This window comes from Desulfovibrio biadhensis (assembly GCF_055388615.1).
Genome location: NZ_AP042477.1, coordinates 5037444 through 5059109 on the forward strand (window position 1 = coordinate 5037444; position 21666 = coordinate 5059109).

The 21666-nt window shown below is 55.5% G+C and carries 25 protein-coding genes; 14 read left to right on the forward strand and 11 right to left on the reverse strand.

Annotation, left to right across the window (positions count from 1 at the left end):
* Window positions 1–2: 2 nt before the first annotated feature.
* A complete protein-coding gene (locus ACZ5EH_RS21845) occupies window positions 3–626 on the reverse strand; it encodes a DUF3592 domain-containing protein (RefSeq protein WP_464275969.1) in 624 nt (207 codons plus the stop codon).
* 69 nt (window positions 627–695) lie between these two features.
* Between ACZ5EH_RS21845 and ACZ5EH_RS21850 the strand changes: the two genes are divergently transcribed.
* Window positions 696–1298, forward strand: coding sequence for a hypothetical protein (locus tag ACZ5EH_RS21850; protein ID WP_464275970.1), 603 nt, complete (start codon window positions 696–698; stop codon window positions 1296–1298).
* A 58-nt stretch (window positions 1299–1356) separates the two neighbouring features.
* Here the strand turns inward: ACZ5EH_RS21850 and ACZ5EH_RS21855 are convergent, their stop codons facing one another.
* From ACZ5EH_RS21855 to ACZ5EH_RS21870, 4 genes are all read right to left on the reverse strand, one after another.
* Window positions 1357–2757, reverse strand: a complete 1401-nt coding sequence (locus ACZ5EH_RS21855; RefSeq protein WP_464275971.1) for an MATE family efflux transporter — start codon at window positions 2755–2757, stop codon at window positions 1357–1359.
* A gap of 87 nt (window positions 2758–2844) precedes the next feature.
* Window positions 2845–3261, reverse strand: a complete 417-nt coding sequence (locus ACZ5EH_RS21860) for a secondary thiamine-phosphate synthase enzyme YjbQ (RefSeq protein WP_464275972.1) — start codon at window positions 3259–3261, stop codon at window positions 2845–2847.
* 32 nt (window positions 3262–3293) lie between these two features.
* Complete coding sequence (locus ACZ5EH_RS21865; RefSeq protein WP_464275973.1) at window positions 3294–3584, reverse strand: hypothetical protein; 291 nt, start codon at window positions 3582–3584, stop codon at window positions 3294–3296.
* 3 nt (window positions 3585–3587) lie between these two features.
* The gene (locus ACZ5EH_RS21870; RefSeq protein WP_464275974.1) at window positions 3588–4232 is read right to left on the reverse strand and encodes a tetratricopeptide repeat protein; all 645 of its coding nucleotides are present in this window, start codon (window positions 4230–4232) and stop codon (window positions 3588–3590) included.
* A 293-nt stretch (window positions 4233–4525) separates the two neighbouring features.
* On the opposite strand from ACZ5EH_RS21870, the gene ACZ5EH_RS21875 reads away from it, so the two are divergent.
* Both ACZ5EH_RS21875 and ACZ5EH_RS21880 read left to right on the forward strand, forming a co-directional pair.
* Window positions 4526–4798, forward strand: a complete 273-nt coding sequence (locus tag ACZ5EH_RS21875) for a hypothetical protein (protein ID WP_464275975.1) — start codon at window positions 4526–4528, stop codon at window positions 4796–4798.
* A 122-nt stretch (window positions 4799–4920) separates the two neighbouring features.
* On the forward strand, window positions 4921–5889 hold the full coding sequence (locus ACZ5EH_RS21880) for a DMT family transporter (protein WP_464275976.1): 969 nt from the start codon (window positions 4921–4923) through the stop codon (window positions 5887–5889).
* Here the strand turns inward: ACZ5EH_RS21880 and ACZ5EH_RS21885 are convergent.
* Complete coding sequence (locus tag ACZ5EH_RS21885; protein WP_464275977.1) at window positions 5859–6791, reverse strand: cation diffusion facilitator family transporter; 933 nt, start codon at window positions 6789–6791, stop codon at window positions 5859–5861. The two genes, ACZ5EH_RS21880 and ACZ5EH_RS21885, sit on opposite strands and share 31 nt — an antisense overlap.
* A 216-nt stretch (window positions 6792–7007) precedes the next feature.
* On the opposite strand from ACZ5EH_RS21885, the gene ACZ5EH_RS21890 reads away from it, so the two are divergent.
* From ACZ5EH_RS21890 to feoB, 10 genes are all read left to right on the forward strand, one after another.
* On the forward strand, window positions 7008–7607 hold the full coding sequence (locus ACZ5EH_RS21890) for a hypothetical protein (RefSeq protein WP_464275978.1): 600 nt from the start codon (window positions 7008–7010) through the stop codon (window positions 7605–7607).
* Window positions 7608–7637: 30 nt separating this feature from the next.
* Window positions 7638–8105 carry a ribonuclease HI gene (gene rnhA / locus ACZ5EH_RS21895; RefSeq protein ID WP_464275979.1) on the forward strand — a complete coding sequence of 156 codons (468 nt, stop codon included), beginning with the start codon at window positions 7638–7640 and terminating at the stop codon, window positions 8103–8105.
* Window positions 8106–8414: 309 nt separating this feature from the next.
* Window positions 8415–9554, forward strand: a complete 1140-nt coding sequence (locus ACZ5EH_RS21900) for an ABC transporter substrate-binding protein (protein ID WP_464275980.1) — start codon at window positions 8415–8417, stop codon at window positions 9552–9554.
* Between the two features lie 93 nt (window positions 9555–9647).
* Complete coding sequence (locus tag ACZ5EH_RS21905) at window positions 9648–10253, forward strand: LemA family protein (protein WP_464275981.1); 606 nt, start codon at window positions 9648–9650, stop codon at window positions 10251–10253.
* Window positions 10254–10300: 47 nt separating this feature from the next.
* A complete protein-coding gene (locus tag ACZ5EH_RS21910; RefSeq protein ID WP_464275982.1) occupies window positions 10301–12271 on the forward strand; it encodes a M48 family metalloprotease in 1971 nt (656 codons plus the stop codon).
* Window positions 12272–12329: 58 nt separating this feature from the next.
* Window positions 12330–12452 (forward strand): hypothetical protein, encoded by a 123-nt coding sequence (locus ACZ5EH_RS21915; protein ID WP_464278356.1) that lies wholly within the window; start codon window positions 12330–12332, stop codon window positions 12450–12452.
* Window positions 12409–12714, forward strand: coding sequence for a FeoA family protein (locus ACZ5EH_RS21920; protein ID WP_464278346.1), 306 nt, complete (start codon window positions 12409–12411; stop codon window positions 12712–12714). Before ACZ5EH_RS21915 ends, ACZ5EH_RS21920 begins: the two co-directional genes overlap by 44 nt.
* Before the next feature lie 52 nt (window positions 12715–12766).
* The gene (locus ACZ5EH_RS21925; protein ID WP_464275983.1) at window positions 12767–12958 is read left to right on the forward strand and encodes a FeoB-associated Cys-rich membrane protein; all 192 of its coding nucleotides are present in this window, start codon (window positions 12767–12769) and stop codon (window positions 12956–12958) included.
* Window positions 12959–13191: 233 nt separating this feature from the next.
* Window positions 13192–13440, forward strand: a complete 249-nt coding sequence (locus tag ACZ5EH_RS21930; protein ID WP_464275984.1) for a FeoA family protein — start codon at window positions 13192–13194, stop codon at window positions 13438–13440.
* Complete coding sequence (gene feoB / locus ACZ5EH_RS21935; protein ID WP_464275985.1) at window positions 13437–15566, forward strand: ferrous iron transport protein B; 2130 nt, start codon at window positions 13437–13439, stop codon at window positions 15564–15566. The genes ACZ5EH_RS21930 and feoB overlap by 4 nt, the downstream gene beginning before the upstream one ends.
* A 104-nt stretch (window positions 15567–15670) precedes the next feature.
* Here feoB and ACZ5EH_RS21940 read toward each other — a convergent pair whose 3' ends face one another.
* The 3 genes from ACZ5EH_RS21940 to ercA all read right to left on the reverse strand — a co-directional run bounded on the left by ACZ5EH_RS21940 (window position 15671) and on the right by ercA (window position 19076).
* The gene (locus ACZ5EH_RS21940; protein ID WP_464275986.1) at window positions 15671–15919 is read right to left on the reverse strand and encodes a hypothetical protein; all 249 of its coding nucleotides are present in this window, start codon (window positions 15917–15919) and stop codon (window positions 15671–15673) included.
* A 237-nt stretch (window positions 15920–16156) separates the two neighbouring features.
* Complete coding sequence (locus ACZ5EH_RS21945; RefSeq protein ID WP_464275987.1) at window positions 16157–17923, reverse strand: sensor histidine kinase; 1767 nt, start codon at window positions 17921–17923, stop codon at window positions 16157–16159.
* Window positions 17907–19076, reverse strand: coding sequence for an alcohol dehydrogenase-like regulatory protein ErcA (gene ercA / locus ACZ5EH_RS21950; RefSeq protein WP_464275988.1), 1170 nt, complete (start codon window positions 19074–19076; stop codon window positions 17907–17909). Before ercA ends, ACZ5EH_RS21945 begins: the two co-directional genes overlap by 17 nt.
* 212 nt (window positions 19077–19288) lie before the next feature.
* Between ercA and ACZ5EH_RS21955 the strand changes: the two genes are divergently transcribed.
* Window positions 19289–20170, forward strand: a complete 882-nt coding sequence (locus ACZ5EH_RS21955) for an ion transporter (RefSeq protein WP_464275989.1) — start codon at window positions 19289–19291, stop codon at window positions 20168–20170.
* A gap of 4 nt (window positions 20171–20174) precedes the next feature.
* On the opposite strand, the gene ACZ5EH_RS21960 is transcribed toward ACZ5EH_RS21955, so the two are convergent.
* Together ACZ5EH_RS21960 and ACZ5EH_RS21965 are read right to left on the reverse strand one after the other, a co-directional pair.
* On the reverse strand, window positions 20175–20636 hold the full coding sequence (locus ACZ5EH_RS21960; protein ID WP_464275990.1) for a cyclic nucleotide-binding domain-containing protein: 462 nt from the start codon (window positions 20634–20636) through the stop codon (window positions 20175–20177).
* A gap of 104 nt (window positions 20637–20740) precedes the next feature.
* Entirely contained in the window at window positions 20741–21520 is a 780-nt protein-coding gene (locus ACZ5EH_RS21965) for an SDR family NAD(P)-dependent oxidoreductase (RefSeq protein WP_464275991.1), read from the reverse strand.
* Between the last annotated feature and the right edge of the window lie 146 nt (window positions 21521–21666).

Here is a 21666-nt window from a genome sequence, read left to right on the forward strand (position 1 = left end):
GCTCAAGCCTCAGCATCGTCTTTTGGTTCATCCTTGAACTCCGGCGCATTGCGCACCGTATACACCAGCAGCAGCACTGTCAGCAGGGCGCTTGCGCCGCTCCATGTCCAATATTTGGCAATGGAGTCATCAACCCATGCGCCATAGCCGGGGCGCAATAGCGCCCAAATGCGCCCATCGTCCTCTTCTTTGGCGTGGGCTGCCATTTCTGGCGTCAAATCAGGGTCATAATACACCGTAACCTTCGCGCCCACCGGAAATATGGCGAGAAAATTGTCGGCAGATTCCCGGTCATACCCCAGCCCGCAATTTTGACCTTCCGGGCAAACACGATCATAGCTGTACTCATGCCCATCCACCCTGAAAATATACTCGGGGTGTCCATAATAATAGGTGACAGGGGTGTGCGAAAAGCGACCTGACACATCCTCCTCCACCCAGTGCGAAACAACCACACCCAGGGTATGGGGCCAATCCTCACTGGCAAGCATCAACGGACGCAGTTCAAACTGATCCTGCCAGGCCTGTTTTGCGCAATAGTACGTAAAAAAACCCAATGCCAGGGCCAGGGCAGCCGTCAAATACGGTAGGTTATCCAACTGTCTGCGAAGCCAGCGTTTTATCATGTGGAACCTTTATGCTTATTGCCACCAAAGGTAAATCACAATCGAATCGCCCCAAACATCATACAGCGCATGGCAACACAGTATCTTGACTCCAGCGGTGAGGGTGATACACCTGCAACTCAGATCATGATTCCCCGTCACGCCATATTCGCCCTCTTGGGGGGCCTTCTCCTTGCAGCAACTGCCGGTTGCTCACATCTCAACGTGCGCCATCTGGAACGCCAACCCTGGATCCCCAATGCAGAACAAACCTTGGCGCTGGAATTTTGGCGATTCAGCTATCAGCCGGTGACGACGCAGGACAGTTACGGAATCCGTGTTCAGGCCTATCCCATTGCGACGGCCCTTCCCGAATGGGGGGCGCATATTGACGAACTTTGGTTCGCGGTCTACCTCAGCGATTCTCTGGGGCGCGTGCTGGCCAAGGATGTCCAGGTTCTCTTGCCCCGGGACTACACGCCAGAGCTGATAAACAGCGGCATCCCCGTTGAGTTCGTGATCTCCCCCGACGATATCGGCCAAAGCAGCCAGCTTTATGTATCCTTTGGGTACCGCATGGTGCTCACGGACGGCTCACCGCCTCCGGCTGCGGGCACCCCCCCTCCCAATAAATCAGGTGAAGAGGGACCACGGGTCTTCTTTGCCAACGAAGGCGCCTTGTCGCATTTGTAGTGCCCCTTCCCACAGACCTTCCTGAGCGAGAATCCCTGACAAGGCGCATTGCACTGCGTTATGCATTGCCGCCGGGTTCCGCCGCCAACTTCGCCTGTTCTATCCGGGCAAGCTTCCAACGCGTGTAGAAAAAGGCAAAGACAGCGGTAGACCAGACGATGGAGCAAATGCCCCACCATATTCCTGTCAGTCCGCTGCCAAGAAAGATGAGTAGCTGGAATACAGCCACCGGTGCAACAAATTGCCGAAAAATGCCTATCCAGACACCAAACATGGGGCGCTTGAGCCCCTGTAGCGTGGAAACACAAACCATGAGCGCCACATAGCCGTACAGGGCCAGCCCGTCTATGCGCAGATAGACTGCGCCGGCTTCGACCACTGCAGGGTCGTCACTGAAAAAACCCATCAATTGCCCGGCCAGCAAAAGTACAAACACCATCCCCCCGGCCGTGATCCAGGCGCCATAGCGCAGGCAGGTGGCAAGGGCCGCGTGCACCCGTTCAAAGCGCAACGCCCCCGCATTCTGCGCAGCCAGCGCCAATGCAGCGATATTCAGGCCTATGGCAGGCATAAGCGCAATCTGGATCACCCGTGTGCCTATTCCATAGGCAGCCACAGGGGCCTTGCCGAACTGGCTCACATAGTAGGTGATGACGAAAATCCCCAAACCTATGGTGAAGTAGTTCATGCTCGATGGCAGCCCTTGTCTGGCAATATCGCGAAAAGGCGTGAACCGCGGCACCAGATCGCGCCATGAGTGTAACCGCAAAAGCCCGGTCTTCCACGCCCGGCGCCCCATATAGATACTGCCGATGCACTGCACCAGAACCGTGGCCAGGGCTATGCCGCGCACACCCATGGCCGGCAGCCCCATCCCCCCAAATACAAACCAGGGGTCCAGCACGCAGTTCAGAATAAAACCAATGATAAGAAAATTGCGAAAGCTGCGGGTATCGCCGCGGGCATTGAGCACACTGTTGAACATGTGCACCAGCAAAAAGAAAATGGCCCCACCGAAAATGGTGTTCATGTACTCCATGCAGGTTGCCAAATACCCTTCTTCTGCGCCCAGAAAGCGAAACAAAGCAGGGGAAACAAGCAGCCCCAGCAGCGTAATCAACAGACTGGCCAGTAATCCGAAGACCAGCCCCTGCATAGCGAAAAGCGAGGCCTTGCGCTCGTCTTTAGCGCCCAGGGCGGTGCCCATCAGGGCAGTTCCCCCTGCAGACAGCCCGCCGCCCATGGAAACAATCAGAAAAAAAGGGGAAAAACTCAAAGATAACGCTGCCACTGCGTCCGTGGAGATCATCCCCGCGAACCAGGTGTCCACCACGTTGTACATGGTGGAAAAAAAGAACCCCGTGCTCGCCGGCACTGCCAGTTGGCGCACAAGGGGCGCAATGGATCCCTGGGTAAGGTCCGACTGCAACGGAGTTGTTTGCTTCAGAGGATTTCGCATGAGGTTACCATGCGTACTCACGGAATCGACACGGGGCAAGCAAAATTTTCTACCTTTTTAATCGACATCCCCAGGCCAGAAAAAACATTACTCGCCGATTATCTTGACGAGCACGCGCTTACGGCGACGGCCGTCAAACTCACCATAAAAAATCTGCTCCCAGGTGCCAAAGTCCAGCCGTCCTTCCGTAATGGCGACAACAACCTCACGCCCCATGACCTGGCGTTTCATGTGCGCATCGGCATTGTCCTCGCCCACGTTGTGGCGATACTGGGAGACAGGCTCATGCGGGGCGAGCTTTTCCAGCCAGACCTCATAATCGTGGTGCAGACCGGACTCGTCATCATTGATAAACACGCTGGCGGTGATGTGCATGGCGTTCACCAGCACCAGCCCTTCGCGCACACCGCTTTCCCGCAGGCATTCTTCCACTTTGGGGGTGATGTTGATGAAAGCGCGGCGCGTAGGCACGTCGAACCACAGTTCCTTGCGAAAACTTTTCATGCAGAGCTCCTGATTCTCATGGAATAAACAGCTTAGTCGCGCTTCAACCAGCTCCAGATGCCGCCGGTAAGCACGGCCACCACCCCCCCTAAGAGCGCCAGACCGGAATATCCCGGCATTCCCCCGACCAGACACCCCAATCCGACAGCCAGCAACACTGCGCCCAGCAGTGTTATGACCACATCAGGCTTGGGTCTCTTGGGTGGCGGGGCAGCAGGGGGCGTTTTGCGCGCTTCCCCAGGTTTGGGGCAGCCGCAATGAATGCAGTGAGGCGCCTTGTCAGACACCTCACGGTTGCAATCAGGACATTTGACCAGGGGCACCGCTTACTCCACACGCATGCTTTCACGCCCGGGCTGGCCGCCGGGAGCACTTTTGCCGGTAATGCGCACAGCATCCAGCAGGTCGAGGAATTCTATTTTCATACGCAATGCCTCAGCCATGCGCAGGTCACTGCGCCCCCCTTTGCTGTCGCCCATATCGAGCCGCAGATACCCACGCTGTTCAAAAGCCTTGGAGTATTTAGGATGCAGTTCGATTGCCTTGTCCAGGTCGGCCAGGGCTTCCTGCTGGCGTCCGCGTTCGGAAAGCAGCAAGGCACGGTTATAATATGCAGTGGGGTCCGGCCTGAGTTCCAAAGCCTTTTCGAAATCGGCAAAGGCCATGCCTTCATTGCCGCGCGAAAGCTGAATGACGGCGCGGTTGTTGTAGATGTAGGCCAAAATGTTGGGATCTGAATTCAAATCCCCGGAATTAATGATGTCGTTATAGAGCTGAAACGCGTGACCGGTATTGCCCTCGGATTGGGCTTTCACGGCTTCGTTCACTTTGTCGTATACGTTTTGCTTGGCGCTCCATGCATGCATGGGGGTACACAGCCCGGCCAGCAATAAACAGACGGAAAAAAAAACGGCAAGGGGTAAGGCGGCAAAAGGTGCGCGAATGACGTCGGTTGTGCTTGTCGGCATCATATAATGCAGTCTCCTGAAAGAATAACGCATTTTTTCAGAGCGTTACGTTCTATTGAGGTTGGACGCGAGCAGGCCACAAGCTGCCCGCGCAAAGTCGCCGGCAGCGTTTATAACGCTACCGGTGCTCCCTAATCCAAGACCTTACCTGCTAAATCCTCTCTGCTCAAGCTGGCAAGGCAAAAAATTTCATACCTCGATACTACTTCACACCGCGTGGCGCGCTCCTTGCTACATCTGCACCAAACCGGAAAGAAATGCCGGAAACCCGTCACATGAGCAGCCAAGGAGTTACAATGCTTGATGATCTTCGACCTCTCCCGGAATCGCTACGCAAGCAGATAGATGATAAAAAGCCATTTCCTTTTTGGATTCCCAAAGATGCCTGGCAAGGGTGCGACATACGCATTGCATCGTATTACAACGACTTGCGGGAGCTTGAAAATCTCTTGGATAGACTGGCTTACGAATATGACGCCAAGGAGAAAACACCGTCCGACACAGCGGGAAACGCCGATGAGGGCGCTCCAATTGAACTGACAGATTATCTTTTTATTGAAAATGCTTAAAATGTCATATCGTTAGCTGCACTACATTTTCCTTGCAGCCACTCCGGCCGAGGTCTATAGTGCCTCTTTCATTTTGCGTCGTAAAAGAATTGCTTGCGACAGTGAAGGCATCCGGAGGCGGCATGGCTATTCGTGGTTATCTTTTCGTGGTTCTTGCGGCCCTGCTTTGGGCATGCATCGGCCCCACATCAAAACTCGCCTTTCAGGCTGGCGCCACCCCTTTGGAAACAGGGTTCTGGCGCGCTTGTTGCGGCGCCTTTTTCTACCTGGTGCACTGCCTGATATTCGACCAGTGGCGTATCAAGCTTCGGGACCTGCCCGTTTTTATCGCTTTTGGCCTCACGGGTATCGCGGTCTTTTTCGGCGCTTATCAGGTAGCCGTGCAGGAAAGCGGCGCAGCCCTGGCCTCCATGCTGCTGTATACGGCGCCCGCATGGGTTGCCCTGCTCTCCTGGATTATTTTTCGCGAGCCCATGACCCCTGTCAAACTTCTGGCCCTTTTTGTGGCTATGGCAGGTGCGGCCCTTGTCTCCCTCGGCAGCGCCGGCGGAGCCGGAGGCGATGGTCTCTTTGCCCTGGAAGAAGTCAGCCCCCTTGGCGTGGGATGCGGTCTGCTCTCTGGCCTGACCTATGCCCTGCATTATATTTTCGGCAAGCGCTACCTGCGCGACTACAGCGCCGCCACCCTTTATCTCTACACCATGGCCATTGGCGCGGTGGGGCTTTTTCCTTTTGTGGAGTTCACAGCATGGCCCCCCTTCGCCGGCGAAGACGGCACCCTGATCTGGATAGTCTTCATTTGTATTGGCTTTTTCACCACCTATGGCGCCTACATGTCCTATTGCGTGGGGCTCAAGGTTCTGGACCCCACACGGGTTGCGGTGACGGCAAACCTGGAGCCAGTCCTGGCCGCCCTGCTCGCCTTCATCTGGTGGGGCGAATTTTTCCGCCCCATTGGGTATGTGGGAGGGTGCTTTGTTCTTACAGGCGTGCTGTTGCTGGTATGGGAAGGAACACGCGCGGCAAGAATGGGCAAAACCACGGCAAGAAAAGAGGAAGCTCAGTTGTCGGAAGGATCTATTTCTTCCTGAACATAGGGCTCCAGATGCACGACAACGTCCTGCACCTTGCGGCATAGCTCCAGCAACCGCAGCCGCACTTTTTCAGAAATGGCGTGCCCTTCGCGTACGGTGAGGTCAGGATCGACCAGCACATGCAGGTCCACCTGCAACCCCTGCCCCAGGTAGCGGGAGCGTACTGCGTGCACTTCCATCACGCCGGGCGTGGCCTTGGCGACCTCTTCGATACGCCGGACCTGATCCTCTGACGCGCCGTGGTCAATAAGCTGCTGCAACGCGGGAAAGGTAATCTTCCACGCGGCCTGCAAAATAAAAAGGGTAACGATAATGGCGCCAACGCGGTCCACAAAGGACCACTCAGGCCAGATGGCGGCCACAGCCACGGCTGCAGCCGCAGGCAGCGAGCTCAATGCGTCGGACCGGTGATGCCAGGCATTGCCCTCCAGGGCGGAAGAATTGGTCCGCCGCGCTACCCGAACCGTCCAGTGATAGAGCCCTTCCTTGGTTATCACTGAAATGATCGCCGCCCAAAATGCAATCCATCCAGGCTGGGCGACTTCCTGATTGCGGACAGTTCCCAGGGCCTCCCAACCAAGCCCCACTGCCACGGCGGCCAGGGCCAGGCCAATACCTACCGTCACCAGGGTCTCGATGCGACCATGCCCGTGCGGATGGTCACCATCCGGAGGGGCGGACCAAAACCGCATGCCCACCAGCACGGCGATGTCTGTTCCCAAATCAGAAAGACTGTGCACGCCGTCCGCCAGCACAGCCTGGCTACAGGCCAACGAGCCGGCGCTCATTTTGAAGATGGCCAACAGCAGGTTGGCCAGCATCCCCCACAGGGTCACTTTTTTAACGTCGCGATTTCGCTCCGTTATTGCTTCCAGGCTTTCGTTTATAAACTGCCTCATGTCGTGATAGCTCATGGTCCCCCCATCAGTTCAGAACGAATCCGCTTCTGCAGCATAGCCGCCTTACGCCAAGGCATCAAGTTATGAACATCTGTGCGATTTCCAGAGTCCGCGCACTCTTGACAAGGCGGCAAGGCACAGGCCACTACGTTGCTGAACATGGGAGTCGCATGCCACCTTTTGACAACTTACTCCCTGGGGCAAGTGAGGTAAAACGTGTTTTTTTCCCGTCGTGGCAACAGAGTGCCGCTGATTCGCGGCAAGAGAGGCTCGGAAGTTTTTCTGCGCCTTATGGGGCTTCTAGCCGTCATTGCTGTCACCTGCTGGCTTTTTTGGCTCAACGCCGCAAAAACAGTGGAGAACTTCGAGTCAAAAAGTACGGTGGTGGACATGGGTGATGCCCTGAGTCCGGAAATGCGCTCGCAACTGAACGATTTCTCTACCCTGTTCAAAAAGCAATTTGGTGTGGAAATAAAGGTCTGGATCGGCGACGAAAATTTTGAAATTCCTGAACTCGACAGCAAAACCATGTTTTTTGGTGTGCACCCTGCCCAACAGCGTGTGCAAGTGGTTCTGCCCCCTTTGGTGGGCGCTGCGCTTGGTCCTGAATTTGTAAACAACGTTGGCCAAACGTATTTCGCCCCTGCCTTCAAACGGGGTGAATGGCCTGAAGGCCTGCTGTCTGCGCTGGGTGACATCTACCACAAATGCAGTACCCTGAGCATGCCCAAGAGCGAAGAATTCCGCTCCAAAATCGCCCCACCTCAGAATACTGCCAGCGAGAACACACAGGCAGAGCCCAAGCAGGCGCAATAAGCACGCCCTTTTCACCATTTTAAGGATACCATGAAGAACATCAAACTTTCCACGGATGGCGCCTGCCTCGGCAATCCCGGCCCCGGCGGCTGGGCTGCCGTCATGCGGTACAAAGATCACACCCTTGAACTCTCAGGAGGATACGCCCCAACGACGAATAACCGCATGGAAGTGTTGGCCGCCATCGAAGGACTTACCGCTCTCACCGAGCCATGCCAGATAGACCTCTACACCGACTCGCGCTATCTGCGCGATGCTGTAGAGAAAAACTGGCTAAAAGGGTGGCAGCGCAATGGTTGGAAAACCGCCGCAAAAAAACCTGTTAAAAATCAGGATCTGTGGCAACGCCTCCTCCCCTTGCTAGAAGAACATGACATATCGCTGCACTGGGTGCAGGGGCACGCTGGAGACCCCGATAACGAACGCTGCGACGAACTTGCCAAAGCCGCCGCCATGAAAGGCTCGCTTCCCAAGGATGAGGGGTATCAGCCAAGCTGACTGTTTTTGGGCAGTGTGCAGCCAGGAGCCCCCCTCTTCCTGGCTGCCGTCCCCCCTTTTTTGCAGCAAAATTCCCTACCACATGAGGCAGCACACACGCCCCATTCTTGCGTCAACTCTTGACATCCCTCCATTTTCATAACAAACAGCGAAAAGGACGCGCATAAGTAGGGTTGCCGCGTCTACCCACCTGCCACTGGTAGAAAACCATATGCCGCACACCGTGTAGCGAATGGCGTCCTCCCCTTGTCTGACTTGGGAGGATAGTTGTTGCGCATAGGGAGCGAAACACCCCGAGGAGGGAAACTAATGATCCGGACGGCTCTGCTTCTGGCAATGGCTCTGTGTATGCTCACGCCATGGACATCTTTCGCCCAGGACCCCATCAAGATCGGCGCAATTTTTTCGGCCACGGGTCCCGCATCCTTCCTGGGGGAGCCAGAAAAAAACACCGCGGAAATGCTACAGGAACAGATCAATGCCAAGGGCGGGCTCCTCGGCCGGCCTGTTGAGATCATCATTTATGACGACGAAACCGACGTAAACAAATCGGTGCTGAACACCGACAAGCTGCTGAAAAAGGACCGTGTGGTCGCGGTTGTCGGCCCCACCACATCCGGCAATACCCTGGCGATCATGAACAAGTTTTCCGCAGCCAAAATTCCCCTGGTTTCCTGCTCTGCGGCCGAAAAGATCGTTAAGCCGGTCAATCCCTGGGTATTCAAGACCCCGCAAAGCGACCGCCACGCCGTGCAACGTATCCTGGAGCATGCCGCTGCCCAGGGGTACAAGAAGCTGGCCATCATCACCGTATCCGATGGATACGGCCAGGCCGGCCGCGCCGTGATGCGGGAACTGGTGCCTGAAAAGGGGTTTGAACTCGTTGCCGACGAAGTATATGGCCCCAAGGACACCGACATGACCGCCCAACTGACCAAGATCAAGGGGCTGGAGCCGGACGCCATCATTTGCTGGGGCACCAACCCCGGTCCGGCAGTGGTAGCCCGCAACCGCACGCAGCTCGGTATCCAGACGCCGCTGTACATGAGCCATGGTGTGGCCTCCAAAAAGTTCATTGAACTGGCCGGCGACGCTGCAGAAGGCATCATGCTTCCAGCGGGGCGTCTGATCGTTGCCGATCAGATTTCCGACGACAACCCCCAGAAGCCAGTGCTCAAACAATACATCAAAGACTATGAAGAAACCTTTGACGCACCTGTTTCCGCCTTTGGCGGACACGGCTGGGACGCCGTGATGCTGGTCTTCAACGCCATTGATGCTGCTGGTTCTGCCGAACCACAGGCCATCCGCGACGCCTTGGAAAAAACCACCGGCTTTGTCGGAACAGGGGGCGTCTTCAACTTCTCCGCCGAAGACCATAACGGACTTTCCGCCGACGCGTTTGAAATGGTGAAAATAGTCAACGGCGACTGGCAACTCGTGAAATAATTGTAATCAATAACGCTCCCGCGCTCTTAAAGGTAAGAAGATACTGCAGTGCAGGCGCTTCCTAAGAGCGCGGGAGCATGTTACCATGACCGCATGTTCACCACCCTCATCCTTACAGCCTTGCTGGTCCTGTGTTTGTTGTTTGGCGCAGTGCAGGCCTATAACAGGCTCGTCTCTCTCCGGCAGCGCTGCATCAATGCCTTTGCGCAAATAGATGTACAGCTTAGGCGCCGCCACAACCTGGTGCCCCGTCTTGTGGCCACTGTAAAAGGCGCCATGAAGCATGAGCGCGAGACCCTCGAAGCCGTTACCATGGCACGCAATGACGCCATCGCGGCCCTGCGCCGCCTTCCGCCGCAACTCAATTCCGAAGAAACGTTCAGCGACCTGGCTCGCTCAGAAAACGCACTCACAGCGCTTTTGCGCAGTCTGCTGCTCCATGTGGAGGAATACCCCGACCTCAAAGCCGGGCAAAACACCCTGGACCTTATGGAAGAATTGCGTTCCACCGAAAATCGTATTGCCTTTGCGCGACAAGCATACAACGACGCTGTTGCCACATACAATTCCTGGCGCGAGTCCTTTCCGGCACTCATCGTGGCAGGCGGCCTGGGATTTCAGCAGGAGCGTTTTCTGGACCTGAGAACCACTGAGCCTGTCGATTTTGAAGCAAGCCTTTCCGCAGCACCCAGAAACTAAGCGATCTGGTACAGCTTCACACGTCTTTCTTTGCCACAGGGGGGAGCATGGGCATTGCAGACAATCAGGAGCAAGCCCGCAAGGCTACAGGCAGTCTGCTGTTCTATCTATTTTTGGGAACCCTAGGCGTAGTCGGCATGGTGGTTCTTTCCGTGGCCGGCGTTCTGGCCCTGGTCCTTCCCATTTTTCAGATGTTTACAACTGACGGACAGCCCCCCCTGAACGTGCCGTTAGTTCTGTTGCTGGTGGCCTTGACCACTGGTCTGTTAATCCTGACAGCTTCCCTATGGAAGATGCGTCAACTCCAAAAAGGCGGGGGCGAAGCCCTTGCAAAAAGTCTGGGGGGCCGCCTTATCCGTCAGGATACGCACATTCCCATCGAACGCAGATTGCTCAATGTCGTGGAGGAAGTCGCCATCGCCTCGATGACCACCCCCCCCCTGGTCTACCTTCTGGATGGTGAACCCGGGGTCAATGCCTTTGCCGCCGGCCTCAACGAACATCAAGCCGTTATCGGTATCACAAGGGGCGCTGCCGAACTTCTCAAACGTGACAGCCTGCAAGCCCTGGTAGCCCACGAGTTCAGCCATATTCTAAACGGTGACATGCGTCTGAACCTCAAGCTCATTGGCCATGTGCATGGTATTGTTTTTTTGAGCCTGACCGGCCACGTGCTGCTCAAAGCCAGCACAAATACCGTTTCAAATGGTCCCGGCGATACGGAAGGCTTCATTCCCGGAGTTATCGCCGGCGCAGTGTTGTTCGCCATCGGCAGCATTGGCGGTTTTTGCGCCACCCTGCTCAAGGCCGCTGTGGGGCGACAGCGAGAATTTCTTGCTGACGCAGCTGCAGTTTCTTACACACGCAACCCTCAGGCCCTTATTCAGGTGCTGCTCACGGCAGGCGGCTGCGAACAGGGCACCGTGTTACGTACGCCCAGAGCGCCCCAGGCAAGCCATCTGTATTTTGCCGCAGGTCTGAACACCTGGCTTTCACGCATGTTGGCAACGCACCCTCCCTTGAAGGAGCGCATCTTGCGGATAGCCCCACAGTATGCCGGGCCACTGCCTGAGGACGCTCCTGTGGACGAGGAAGCAATACGGCGCGTGGTGCAGGCGCAAAGCCTTACCGAAATGGCAGGATTCACGCGGCTGACAGAAATAAGGGAAGGAGTTGTCGGTGAAGTCATTGAAACGATGCGCGTCCACCAAAGCCATGCCCGCAAAATGCTCTCACGCCTTCCGGACAGAATAATAGCCGCGGCGCGATCACAACACGAAGCACCGGCCCTGCTCTGCGCCATGGTGCTCTCACGTACAGAGGGCAAGGCCCGGCGAATGACTGCTGATACGCTTTTCGACCGCTGCGACCTGCCGTTTCATGACCTGGCCAGGGAGCTTGGCTTGTTGCTGGATTCAGCCCCAAAAGCGGTGTGGCTTCCCTTGCTGGATACCACGCACGTTACGTTGATAGACCTTGAAGCGGACGCCCTTGAGGAACTTGTTGCAACGCTTCATGCCCTGATCGGGGCAGACCGCCGCATCTCCATCTTTGAATGGATGTTGCGCAAGGCCATGGAGCAGCTCCTACACAACAAATATACCCCGGATGCTGTAAAACCTCCGCCCCCGCCTCCCTTGCCTGAGGAATGCGAATCAGCCCGAAAGAAACTGGCATCCTATGCCACAGACTGCGCCCTGCTGATGTATGCCACGGCCTATTGGGGGGATTCCGCTCATGAAACGGATGCGGGTGCGCGCTTTCTGGCAGGAGCCCGGGCCTGTGGCCTGGATACGTTGCAGGAGCCACAGCAGGAAGCAGTCACGCTGCAGGCGGTGGATAAGGCCCTGACACGACTCAATTCCTTGCCCCTGCTCTCAAAAGAAATGCTTCTGCAGGCATGCAGTCAAGCCATATCGCGCGCCTTTGGGGTGCCGCTTTTGCAGGGGGAATTTATACGCGGCGCTGCCGTAACCCTGAACTGCCCTCCGCTTCCACTTCTCCCAGGACAGAAATAATGTCTTTTCTCCTTGTTGTTTCAGTGTGTTCCATGATTTGACAAAGAGAATCAAGATCATGGAACTTGACATTCATTTTCAACACAACTATTTCTTTCCCAGCACAAAGGGAGAGATTTATGGCGACCACAACAAGCATGTCGCTTCCACAATTTCCGGCTGGCAGCCGGGTACGTATTGAAAAGCTCTGCGAATGCCCCAAAGCACGCGGAAGGCTTTGCGCCTTGGGCCTGACACCAGGCACATTGGTAGAAGTATGTTCTCAGGGGCCCGGCCCTTGTTTGTTAAAAGTCAGGGGAAGCAACGTAGCCATTGGGCACGGCATGGCCAGCAGAGTCTACGGCCATGATGTTGCAAGCGAAAACGCAACCTGCCCGTGCGGTAACGCGTCCTCTGCCAGCCCGCCCAGCAATGGCGGCAACGGTACAAGCCACCTCAGCTGACACGCCGTTCAATCCGCCACTTTTCCCGTAGAGCGTCAGCATTGGAGGATTTATGCTGCAAGGAATACTCGTTGGCATCATTATCTGCACCGCAATTCTATACCTAATCCGTAGACATTTTAAAAATGCAGCTTCCAACGACCCATGTGCAGGGTGCGGTTGCTGCAACAACGGGCAGGGAAAGCCCAGCAAGGAATTGCGGGACACGTGCCCCAGCCTGGAAATAGAAGACTTTAGAAAATAATGGGGCAGCCTCCCAAACACTCCTTACGTGAGCCAATGGGAGCTCCCCCATGCGCCCTCCTCAAGACTTCCCCAGCCAGGGGGAAGCCACAATCATGTACTTGCGGCATGCAACGGGAATCCGTATGATCCGCCTCTTGTTTTAAGAATGTGAAAACGATTACCGATTGCACTGGCCACAGTGTCGCCCTTTTGAATGCCGACACTGGTGGTGAAAAGCGAGTCTGCTATCCAATGACTGACAACAACACCATAAATTTACGAAAGCTGCAGATCGGCGACCGTGCCCGTATCGTCAGCATTGACGGACAGGGGGAGCTCATGCGGCGCATGCGCGACATGGGGCTGGTTCCCGGCAGCGAGATCAAAATCATTGGGCGTGCGCCCCTCAAAGACCCGGTAGCCCTGCGCGTCAAGGACTTCACCCTGACCCTGCGTAACAACGAGGCAGACCACATCACTGTTGAGGTGCTGCAGGCATGAACCACGGGCATGGCGGATCGCGCCACAACGCGCACCAACATCACGACGCCATGTCCTCCAAGACATTGCGCATCGCCCTTGCCGGCAATCCAAACTCCGGCAAAACCACCATGTTCAACGCCCTTACAGGGGCGCGCCAGCATGTGGGCAACTACCCCGGCATAACCGTGGAGAAAAAAGAAGGTTTCGTCCCCTTTGGGGAGCGTACCCTTCATGTCGTGGATCTGCCAGGCACGTATTCTCTGACTGCATACACCCAGGAAGAACTGGTCGCCCGCAATTTCCTGGCTGACGAACGTCCCGACGCCGTGGTCGCCGTGCTCAATGCCGGCGCCCTGGAGCGCAATCTATACCTTGCAGTGCAATTTCTGGAGCTGGGCGCCCCTGTTATCCTGGCGTTGAACATGATGGACGAAGCCAGCAAACAGGGGCTGCGCATTCACAGCGAACGCCTGGAAGAATTGCTGCACCTTCCCGTGGTGGAGACCGTTGCCCGTCTTGGGAAAGGGGTCAAGGAACTCGTTGGCCGCACTGCCAGTCTCGCGGCAGGGCGCAAAGGGCAGCCCTGGACGCCACTCAACATTTCCTACGGCCCTGACCTGGACCCCGTGCTGGAAGAAATGGCCGCCCGTATCGAAGAGCAAAAATTTCTCACTGATCGTTTTCCTGCACGGTGGATTGCCTTGAAGTATCTGGAAAACGACGACGAGGTACGGGTTCTGGGGCGCAAGGCGGGCAAGCTTTCCGATGCACTCGAAGCCATGGCCGCCAAGGTTTCCGAGCACTGCCAGGCAACGCTCAACACCTATCCGGAAGCGCTCATCGCCGACTACCGCTACGGGTTCATCACTTCTCTGCTCAAGCAAGGGGTGCTGACGCGTGAACCCTTGCGCGAGCGCATCGACCTCTCCGACAGGCTGGACAAAATTCTTGCCCACAGGCTTTTTGGTCCGCTGATCATGATCGGCGTCCTGTTCGCAGTTTACCAGATCACGTTTACCCTGGGCGAAGTCCCCATGGGGTGGATGGAGGCCATCTTCGCCTGGATGGGTGACACGGTACGCGCATTGATGCCGGAAGGCCTTTTGCGCTCCATGCTGATCTCCGGCGTCATCGACGGCGTAGGCGGGGTCATGAGTTTTGTGCCGCTCATCCTCATCATCTTTTTCCTCATCGCCTTTCTTGAAGACTCCGGATACATGGCGCGGGTGGCCTACATGCTGGACCGCATCTTTCGCACTTTCGGATTACATGGCAGCTCCGTCATGCCTTTTATCATTTCCGGCGGGATAGGGGGCGGGTGCGCCGTGCCCGGCGTGCTGGCCACCAGAACCCTACGCAGTCCCAAAGAAAAGTTGGCCACCATCCTGACGGCCCCTTTCCTGACATGCGGCGCCAAGCTCCCCATATTCATTTTGCTGGCAGGGGTATTTTTTCCCAGCCACCAGGCCCAGGCGCTCTTTGGCATCACACTTTTCGGCTGGGTTATCGCCCTGCTTGTGGCAAAAATTCTGCGCAGCACCCTTATCAAAGGGCCGGCAACGCCTTTTGTCATGGAACTGCCCCCCTACCGTTTCCCAACAATCAGGGGCATGTGCATCCACGCCTGGGAGCGTACCTGGCAGTACATCAAAAAGGCCGGTACGGTTATTCTGGCTATCTCCATTCTGTTGTGGGCGGGCATGACCTTCCCCATGCCCGACGATCCTGACCTGCCACCGGCTGATACCCTGAAATATTCTGTTGCCGGCCGCCTGGGAACCGCGCTGGAGCCAGTGAGCGAGGTTGCAGGCTTTGATTGGCGGAGCAACATCGCCCTCATTGGTGGATTCGCCGCCAAGGAGGTCATTGTTTCCGCCCTGGCCACGGCGTACTCTTTGAGTGAAGCGCCAGAAACCCAGAGCGAAGGCCTCCAGGCCAGACTGGCCAAAGACCCCAAATGGACATTACCGCGGGGACTCAGCCACATCATTTTCGTACTGCTCTATGCGCCCTGCTTTGTTACCGTGGCGGCCATTCGCAAAGAAACCGGCTCTTGGAACTGGGCCCTGTTCAGCATGGGCTTCAACACCGTGTTGGCATTTGCTCTTGCAACCCTTGTGTTCCAGGGCGGACACCTTTTCTAGCCGCTCACATCCCACAATTACAAACGGGCCGGATCGCGCTTTGGCGATCCGGCCCGTTTTTTTTCATGTTTGGAAACAATGCTCGTTTCCGGAAGACAATGCCCCTACCCCCTGGGGTTGGAGTACGTGCGGATTGAGGCGATGGATTCCCAGCAGTAGTAGGTATTGACGTCTTCATCCCCGTTCTTCTCGGTTACACGTACAAACTCTTCCCCCAGAAAGATGACTGCTTCCTCGTAAACGCGCCCTTCGTTGACCTGCAGCTTGAGGTCTTTGCGCAATTTACGGGAAAGGGTGCCATGAACAGGCATAGAGGCGTACTCGAATACTTTTTCCAGGGTCGCTTTCTGCATTGAATTCTCCTTATTCACATAGATGATGAGATGACTTCTATACGCCAATAAACCAAAAAAACGTATTCAAGTCAAGGTTTTTACAAAAATATCATCTTTACCACAACTTAAGATAACATTTTTGCAAAAATAGACAGGCAATGAACGCTGAAAAAAGCGCTGCCATTAACGTCCCTCCGCTCATGGGAGGGGTGCGCTACACAATTTGTTGGCTGAAAAAGGGGCGGGTGACGGGCGTTAAACGACTTCAAGGCGTCTGGAATCGACAAGGGGGAGTATGAAATGCAGGGCAGCGCCCCCTGCTGCAGGGGACTCAGCCCATATGCGCCCCCCGTAGTGTTCTATGATCTGCTTGCAAATGGCCAGCCCCAGACCCGTGCCGTAGGGTTTGGGACCTTGGGCTTCGTCCCAGCGCACTTGATGAAACTTGGTGAAAATACTTTCCAGGTCTTCTTCCGGAATTCCTGCGCCGGAGTCGACAACCACCAGGTGCAGTTCATCTGCCTCGGTAATGGTTGCTTCCAGCTTGATGACACCTTCATTGGTAAATTTCACTGCATTGCTCAACAGGTTGTGCAGCACCTGAAAAAGCCTGTCCGGATCAATGAACAACGGGGGCATGTCATCCGGCAGCGAGATGTCCAGCGTCACAAAAGGTTTGCCATCCAATGTCCCGCGAACGGCCTGAATAGTTCCATTCACGGCGTCGTCCAGCTTCACCCGGCAATCGTTCCACTCGATCCGGCCCGATTCAATCTTGGAAAGGTCAAGAAAATCGTTGATCATTCTGGTCAGTCGTTCGCTCTCGTGGCGGATGATCTCCAGATTCTCATGTATGCGGTTCGCCTTCTGCTCCAGCGTGGCCTTGCCCTTTGCCAAAGGGCTGAACGCACGACTGAAATCTTTTTCGATAAGCCGTGTAAAGCCCAGCACTGACGTCAGCGGAGTCCGCAGCTCGTGAGACACTGAAGAGAGCAGGGAATTCTTCATGGCGTCCAGTTCCCGCAATTTGCGGTTGGCGTCTTCCAACTCCCTGGCTTTGAGCTCCAGGTCACGTGTTCGATCCCTGACTTTGCTTTCCAGGCGGCGATTGAGTCTGGCGAGTTCCTCCTGAAATTCACGGCGAGCAGTTATATCCGCCACAAAGCCTTCAATTTTATCGGGCTCTCCAACCTCGTTGCGGAACAGACGCGCGTTCACGGCAACCCAGATTCTGACGCCGTCCTTGCGCCGCAGCCGCAGTTCATAATCCCGCACCACATCATTCTCGACAAGCGTCTTGAGAAAAGTGTCCCTGTCTTTTTGCTTATGGTAAATGTCATGCCTGACATTATTGACATCTTGCAGCATGTGCTCCGCAGAATCGTAGCCAAAAATCGATGCAAAGGCGGGGTTGAGGCTGAGCAGACGCCCCTCATAGGTAGCCTGGTAAATTCCTTCCAACGCATTTTCAAAGATAGAGCGGTAATTTTCCTCGGCCTCGCGCAACGCCTGCTCTGTACGCATGCGCTTGCTGACGTCGCGGGCAACAATGACAGCGTAGCGCTCATCACCTATACCGCGCATGGAAATGGTCAGCTCCATGGCCTCGGGCGCATCGTTTTCTGTTGCAGCATTTTGCAAAGGCATATGGATGCAGAGTACTTGATGGGTGCCAGAATTGGCAGCTTCGGGATTGCTCAAGGTCCGCAAAACGCCACGGCAATTTTCATCATCAAAAAGCTCCGAGGCATGGCTTCCCAGTATTTCCTCGCGGGAAAGCCGCAGACTCCTTGCCGCAGACTCGTTGCAATCCACGATAAGAGCCTCTGGCAATTTCACCAGCAAAATGGCGTCATTTGCCTGATCCAGCAACGTACGAAAACGTTCCAACTCTTCAAGACGCTTGCGCAACTCTGGATAATAGCTCTTGTGAAAAGAGCGCTCGCCCAAACCTATGAGCCTGCGTCTCTCCTCTGCGCTTTTTGCAGCATTTCCTGGTTTATTGTCAGAGTGCTTGCTCATAAATATGCACAATATCTTCCGCGCTGGCTTCGCGAGGGTTTGTCAGCATGCAGGGGTCGGCCATGGCCTTGGCCGCCAGCGCATCCAGAACCTGCGAGGTAACACCAAGTTCACCAAGTGAAAGCGTGATACCCGCACTCGTTTTGAGCCGCTCCACGGCCGAGATGGCGGCCTGGGCTGCCTCCTGTTCGCTCATCGAAGAGATATCGATGCCCATGGCGCCCGCCATAGACTTGAAGCGCCCCGGGCATGTTTCCATATTGTATTGCATGACGTACGGCAACAAAATAGCGTTGCAGGCCCCATGAGGCAAATCCAGAAAACCGCCCAGGCTGTGGGCCATGGCGTGCACTGCCCCTAGTATTGCGTTGGAAAAGGCAAGTCCGGCTTCCAGGCTGGCCTGGAGCATTTCGCTTCGCGCTTCAAGATCATCGGGATATTGAATGGCTTTTTCCAAAAAGTTGAACACCCTTGAAATAGCGGAAAGGGCAAACAAATCGGTAATGGGAGAACTCGCGTTGGACACATAGGCCTCAACGGCGTGTGTCAGGGCGTCCAACCCTGTGCAGGCAGTCAGTTCCTTGTCCATTGTCGTTGTCAGAACAGGATCAATCAGGGCAACATCAGGAACCATGGTCTTGCTGACGATCGCAATCTTCACCTTGCGCTGCTGATCGGAAATAATGGCAAACTGGGAAACATCCGCCGCCGTACCGGATGTCGTTGGAATGCAAATCAGGGGAGGGCCAGGAATGGGCACACGGTCCACACCTTCAAATTCCAACACGTGACTGCCGTTGGTATGCACTATGCCAATACCCTTGGCGCAATCCATGGGGCTGCCCCCTCCTACGGCCAGGATGGCGTCGCACTCTTCTCTGGCATAAAGGGCGGCGCCTTCCATACATTCTTCAGCACGCGGATTCGGGCTTATATCCTGAAAAACCACATGGGGGAGGCCTTCTTGCTCAAGTTGGTCGCATATTACACGCGTCCAGCCCGCGTCACTCACTCCTTTATCCGTGACGACGAAGACCTTGCGCGCCTGGAGATGCTGGACATATTGCGCCGCCAATTCTGAGGCGCCCGGCCCAAACACGAATTCCGGAGCAACGAATTTGCGCAATTCGAGAAGCGATGCGTTCACAGCCATCTTCCCCCCTTCTTGCAATAGATTCAACTAAATATGCTTCCCTGCTTGAAACAATTAGTACATCATTTGATACCTCTTGCCTAGCCTTTTCTTGTTTGTTCCGCAGTTATTTTGTTGGAAGAAGTAGCCCTCCTCTGCAAGAGGGGCTATTCACCTGAAAAAATGAGGGCATCCCTTTTGTGTTATCGAAATAATCTTGGTATACAGCACTTATGAGTACGAAATCGCCCTATTCCGCACATCGTTTTCGTCACACGGACGGACGTGTAGTGCACATGGCGGCCTGGCGCCGCAAATTGCAGGAAATTATCTTTGAGGCCGACACGCCGGCAGGCAAGGCATTTGATGTTTTACTGCTGGTATTGATTCTGCTGAGCATTGCAGCTGTGCTGCTGGACAGCATGCCGGATGTACGGTCGCGTCATTGGCAGGCGTTGAATGTGGCGGAATGGGTTTTCACAGGCATATTCACCGTGGAATACGTGCTCAGGCTCATCTGTGTAGAGCGCCCCTTGAAATATGCATTGAGCTTTTACGGTCTGGTCGACCTGCTCGCGATCCTGCCATCCTACGTCAGCCTGTTTCTGCCTTCCAGCCGCTACTTTCTTGTGGTTCGGGCACTCAGGCTGCTCCGCGTGTTCCGGGTTCTGAAACTGGCCCATTATCTGGGAGAAGCGGAATTTCTGGTACTTGCGCTCAAGCAAAGCCGCCGCAAGATCCTGGTTTTTGTTTCTGCAGTGCTGACCATGGTGCTTCTTTTCGGATCCCTGCTCTATGTCATAGAAGGCGCCGAAAACGGTTTCACCAGTATCCCGAGGAGCATGTACTGGGCCATAGTGACACTGACAACCGTGGGCTACGGCGACATTTCCCCCCAGACGCCTTTGGGGCAAGCCGTGGCATCGGTGATAATGGTCATGGGCTACGGCATCATAGCCGTCCCCACAGGTATCGTAACGACGGAGATGGCGACCATAAACAAGGGGCGCAAGGGAAAAATCCAACCCGTCAGCACGCAGGCCTGCCCTTCCTGCGCCAGGGAAGGCCATGATGCAGACGCAGGCTTTTGTAAATACTGCGGTGCAAAGCTCTGAGCAATCAGCTTCTGGTATAGACCAATTTGCCCGTGGTCATGCGCAGACGCTGGCTGATGAGCTTGGCTATGTTTTTGAGAATCTTGATGGCGAGACCCGGGTGTTCATTGGTGATACGATCAAAATTGTCATTGGAAAGAAAGAGCAACGTCGATTCGATGCGCGCCACGGCCGAAGCTGAGCGGGGTTCCTCGTCCACAAAGCTCATTTCGCCGAAATAGGTGCTGGGCAGCAGGGTCACCACTATCATCTCCAGTTCATCGGCGCTTTCCTTGACGATGTCCACCTTGCCGTCAACGATAAAGGCCATGAAATTCTGGCGCTCGCCCTGCTTGAAGATGTATTCCCCAGGCTTGAATTGCTGCACGCTCATATAGCGCGCAATGATTTCCACCTCGTCACGGGCGAACTCTCGCCCCCATTTGGTATCATCCAAAAGATCTGCCAGGTTGCTTTTATCCACCATATTTGTTTCCCCCCGCACCAGGCTCCCAGGTGACGCAATGTATTTATGCCGGAATAAAGAGCCGATGCTCCCATTTCCGGCAGCAGTTCAGTAGCATAATTGCATCAGGTCAAATCGTCCACCCGCAATACAGTGGAATGATGAAACCACAAATCGCCCTCTAGCACGCGCAAAAGGGCCCTTGCAGATGTTTCGGGCGCAATCAGCTCGCCTTGCGTCTTCCAGGGCACAAATACCTGCTTGAGCTTTTCCGCGGCGCCGCCTTCTGCATGGCGCGCCTGGGTCTGCATACGCGTGTCAACTATGCCGGGACGGTAGGCAAAGGTGCAGATTTCGGGTGCTTCTGCAGCCAATTGACGCATGAGGTGTTCTTCTGCAGCCTTTGCCGCGCAGTAGGCGGCTATCCCGGGTTGGGCGATCTGCGCCGCACCGGAACCGAAAAAAACAGCAAGACCGCTAGGACGTCCTTCTTCAGGAGGGCGCTCCAAAAGCCGCGGTACGGCATGGCGTATCAGCATGTAAGCCCCGCGCACGCTTGCCTCGAAAACCTCGTCAAACTGTTCAGGCTGCAGTTCCCAGATGCAAGGCCCCGGACTGTGCACCCCTGCCACGTGGATAAAGCCGACGAAGTCACCAAGCTCCATTGCCTTTTCCACCATCTCGGAAGCAGTGGCGTCATCCCCGGCGCTTCCGGTGACGCAGGCGACCTGCACCCCCAACTCCGCGCATTGCGAACAAACCGCATCCAGTTTACTGTCTGTGCCAAGGCCCCGTGCATTGAGCACGAGCTTGGTGCCTTTGGCCGCCAATTCCAGGGCGAGTGCCCGCCCCACCCCGGTGGAAGCCCCTGTGACGATCAGAGTTTTATTCTTTACAAAGCTCATGTATAACCCCTTTCGCCATGCCTGTAGCATGGTAGGTTATTTTTTGCACCCTGTTGCTTGACGCAGGCCTTGATGCTCCTCGCCCCAGGGCGAAAATCACAAGTCAATCACTATGTAAATCCAACAGGGACGCAACAGGAGGATAC